Source organism: Terriglobales bacterium (assembly GCA_035937135.1).
Taxonomy (GTDB): domain Bacteria; phylum Acidobacteriota; class Terriglobia; order Terriglobales; family Acidobacteriaceae; genus DASYVL01.
On sequence record DASYVL010000143.1, the window covers coordinates 1 to 3666 of the forward strand.

Sequence of the window (3666 nt, forward strand, 5' to 3'; positions counted from 1 at the left end):
CACTACCGGAAGTTCGCGTGGTGGAATACGCACTTCGCCTACGCCGGCGTTCCCAATCCCGAGCAGAAGGATGCGACCCACACGGCGGACTACGATGACCGGCAGTTCGTCTTCGCCGGGGACACGGCCATGGTTTCCGGAAAGCTGAAGTACACACCCGACCTGCCGGTGGTCACGCTGGCGGAGGATGAGGTCACGCTGCCGGTGGCAGCGCGTGGCGCGCCGCCGCAGGCGGTGACGCCGGTGCTCGACGCCAAGGACTGGGACCGCTGGAACGACTACGGCATCGGGCTGCTGCTGCAGGGCGATTTGAAGGGCGCGGAGGCCGCCTTCCTGAGGGTCACCGAGGTTGCTCCGGCGAATCCCGATGGGTGGGTGAACATCGGTCGCGTCCGGGTGCAGGAGGGCGACACGCGGGGCGCGCGCACCGTACTGGAGAAAGCGCTCGCGCTGAAGCCGGAGCTGGCCCGCGCGCACTTTTTCTACGCCAAGGCGCTGCGCGCCGACGGCGAGTACGACCAGGCCATCGTGCACCTGCGGCAGGTGCTGGCGCAGTATCCGCGCGACCGCGTGGCGCGGAACGAGCTGGGGCGCACGCTGTTCCTGCAACGCAAGTATGCGGAGGCGGTGCGCGAGCTCGAGGCCGTGTTGGCCATCGATCCTGAAGACTTGCAGGCGCACTACAACCTGATGCTCTGCTACAAGGGATTGGGCCAGTCGGCCCAGGCCGAGGAGCACCAGAAGCGCTACCTGCGCTTCAAGGCGGATGAAGCCTCGCAGGCGCTGACCGGCGACTACCGGCGGAGCCATCCCGAGGACAACAACGAGCGCCAGGCCATCCATGAGCACGAGTCGGTGGCGCTCGCGCCCGCGCTCAAGCCGCGCGCCGTGGCGCAGTCGAAGAAGAACACGCTCAAGCATCCGGGGATGACCCGCTGATGCCCATGCTCCGGCGCTTCGCCACCCTCTTGTTCCTGCTGGTTCTGCTTCCGATGAATCTCTCTGCGCAGGCGCCGGCGGGGATCCAGTTCCGCGACATCACGCAGGCGGCGGGTATCCGCTTCGTGCACAACACGGGCGCCTTCGGGAAGAAGTATCTGCCAGAGACGCTGGGCCCCGGCGCCGCCTTCCTGGATTACGACAACGATGGCTGGCAGGACATCCTGCTGGTGAATGGGCAGGACTTCCCGGGGCATGCCCGCCGCGCTTCGACGCTGAAGCTCTACCACAACAACCACGACGGGACGTTCACGGACGTGACTGCCAAGGCGGGCCTGGCCGTCAGCATGTACGGCATGGGCGTGGCCGTCGGAGACTACGACAACGACGGCTACGAGGATATCTTCGTCACTGCACTGGGGCAGAGCCGGCTCTTCCACAATCAAGGAAACGGGACGTTCAAAGACGTTACCAAGGCTGCCGGCCTCGAGGGCATAGAGGAGTTCAGCACCAGCGCGGCCTGGGTGGACTACGACCGCGATGGGCGGCTGGACCTGGTAGTCGCCAACTACGTGCAGTGGTCGCCCGCCACCGACATCTTCTGCACCCTCGATGGCGTGCGCAAGTCGTACTGCACGCCGGAGTCCTACAAGGGCGCCTCGGCGCGGTTGTGGCACAACCTGGGCAACGGCAAGTTCGAAGACGCGACGCGCAAGGCCGGGCTGTTCGATCCTACCTCCAAGAGCCTGGGAATCGCCGTCCTCGATTACGACGGCGACGGCTGGCCCGACCTGCTGCTGGCCAACGACACCCAGCCCAACAAGCTCTACCGCAACAACGGGAATGGGACGTTCAGCGAGAAGGGCATCGCGGCGGGCGTGGCCTTCAGCGAGGACGGCGTCGCGCGCGCCGGCATGGGCGTGGACGCCGCCGACTACGACCGCTCCGGGCGGCCCAGCCTTGTCATCAGCAATTTTGCCAACCAGATGATGGCGCTCTACCACAACGAAGGCAACGGGCTGTTCGTGGACGAAGCGCCGCGCTCCGAAGTGGGCCGCGCCAGCCTGCTCACGTTGGGATTCGGCTGCGTGTTCCTGGACTACGACCTGGACGGATGGCTGGACATGCTCATTGTCAACGGACACATCGAGCCGGAGATCGAGCGCATCCAGAAGCGCGTGAAGTACGCGCAGCCGCCGCACCTGTTCCGTAACCTCGGCGGCGGCAAGTTCGCCGAGGTCACCACATCGGTCGGCCCGGAGTTCGCGCAGGCGCGCGTGGCCCGGGGCGTGGCATATGCGGACATCGACAACGACGGTGACCTCGACCTGCTCATTACCACCAACGGCGGCCCGGCGCTGCTGTTTCGCAACGACGGCGCTACGAATCACGCGCTGCGGGTGAAGCTGGTGGGAACGCGCTCCAACCGCGACGGGATCGGGGCGGTTGTGACCGCCACCGCGGGAGGCGAGAAGCAGTCGCTGATGCTGCGCAGCGGCTCCAGCTACCTCTCGCAGAGCGAGCTGGTGCTGACCTTTGGTCTGGGCCAACGCGCGCAGGTGGACCAGTTGGAAGTCCGGTGGCCAAGCGGACAGGTGGAGCGCCTGGCGAATGTGGCAGCCGGGCAGGCGGTCACAATCCAGGAAGGACGGGGGATCGTCGCAGCCCAGAAATTCGTCCGGCGGGGAACCACCGCTCCGCCACCCAAGTCGAGAGCGAAGCCCTGATTCTCATTCTCCTCATAGCGAGCTCTACTGCGATGTATCCCCGCAGCCCCGCGCCTGCTACTTGCGGGTCCAAGGTTGATTTGCAAGTCTAATCGTGTTTAGCTAATGCACCACCCGAATGAGGCCATCACAGAGGCGTTTACTCGATCGCATGCGAAGACTCTCAGGTATTGTCCTTGTCTTGTGCTTGTCGGCAGCGAGTGTCTGGGCGCAGCAGCTTGTCGGACACTGGGCATTCGACGAAGGCGCCGGGAGCACCGTCCACGACTCCAGCGGAAAGGGCAACGTAGGCGAGATCGTTGGCGCCAAGTGGGCCGCAGGCCCATCGGGCAAGGCCGGCACCGCACTGGAATTCCACGATTCCTCGGCCGAATACCCGTCTTCTCCCAAGACGACTCTTGTACGCATCAAGCACAACGACAGTTTGAATCCGCACAAGGGCTTCGATCTGTCCGCCACCCTCTTTATTGATCCTGCGTTTGCGCCCACATTCTCTGCTGTCATCGCGCAAAAGGGAGAAGGATATGGCTGTTCCTACCGGCTGTTGCTAACCGAGGATTTCAGGCTTAAGGCCGTAGCGGGAAACGAACATGCTGTTCTGGAGAGCTCGACCAAACTGACACCGGGGAAATGGGTTACCGCAAGGGCCTCCTACGATGGCCAGGCGTTGAAGATTTTTATCGACGGTAAAGAAGATGCTAGTGCGGCGATTCAAACGACAAAACTGCCAAGCTCGGACGACATAATCATTGGGAAGAGATTCAGCGGGAGAATAGCGAACGTGGCAATCGCAATCGAATAGCTGATTCAAGAGGGAAGGAAGACCTGCGAACGGAGCTTATGATTGGTCCTTCTTTTCGTCCTTCTTTTCGTCCTTCTTTTCGTCTTCCCGCACCGCTGACTTAAAGTTGCGGATGGCTTCTCCCAGGCCCTTTCCGACCTGCCCAAGCTTACTAGGGCCGAAAATCAGCAATGCGATAACCAAGAGGACCAAAAGTTC

At 63.1% G+C, this 3666-nt stretch carries 4 protein-coding genes; 3 read left to right on the forward strand and 1 reads right to left on the reverse strand.

The genetic code is table 11. From position 1 onward, the window contains the following. The 3 genes from VGQ94_08660 to VGQ94_08670 all read left to right on the forward strand — a co-directional run. Positions 1 to 939, forward strand: a 939-nt coding sequence (locus VGQ94_08660) for a tetratricopeptide repeat protein (GenBank protein HEV2022588.1), incomplete at its 5' end; no start/stop codon positions are given. After that, positions 939 to 2666 carry a CRTAC1 family protein gene (locus tag VGQ94_08665; protein HEV2022589.1) on the forward strand — a complete coding sequence of 576 codons (1728 nt, stop codon included), beginning with the start codon at positions 939 to 941 and terminating at the stop codon, positions 2664 to 2666. The genes VGQ94_08660 and VGQ94_08665, both read left to right, overlap by 1 nt. A gap of 151 nt (positions 2667 to 2817) precedes the next feature. Then, on the forward strand, positions 2818 to 3468 hold the full coding sequence (locus VGQ94_08670) for a LamG-like jellyroll fold domain-containing protein (protein ID HEV2022590.1): 651 nt from the start codon (positions 2818 to 2820) through the stop codon (positions 3466 to 3468). Between the two features lie 36 nt (positions 3469 to 3504). Here VGQ94_08670 and tatA read toward each other — a convergent pair whose 3' ends face one another. Beyond that, a complete protein-coding gene (gene tatA, locus VGQ94_08675) occupies positions 3505 to 3660 on the reverse strand; it encodes a twin-arginine translocase TatA/TatE family subunit (protein HEV2022591.1) in 156 nt (51 codons plus the stop codon). Positions 3661 to 3666 lie beyond the last annotated feature (6 nt).

Coding starts and splice junctions, on each gene's coding strand:
- VGQ94_08665 (HEV2022589.1), top strand. CDS start 939: ATGCCCATGCTCCGGCGCTTCGCCACCCTCTTGTTCCTGCTGGTTCTG.
- VGQ94_08670 (HEV2022590.1), top strand. CDS start 2,818: ATGCGAAGACTCTCAGGTATTGTCCTTGTCTTGTGCTTGTCGGCAGCG.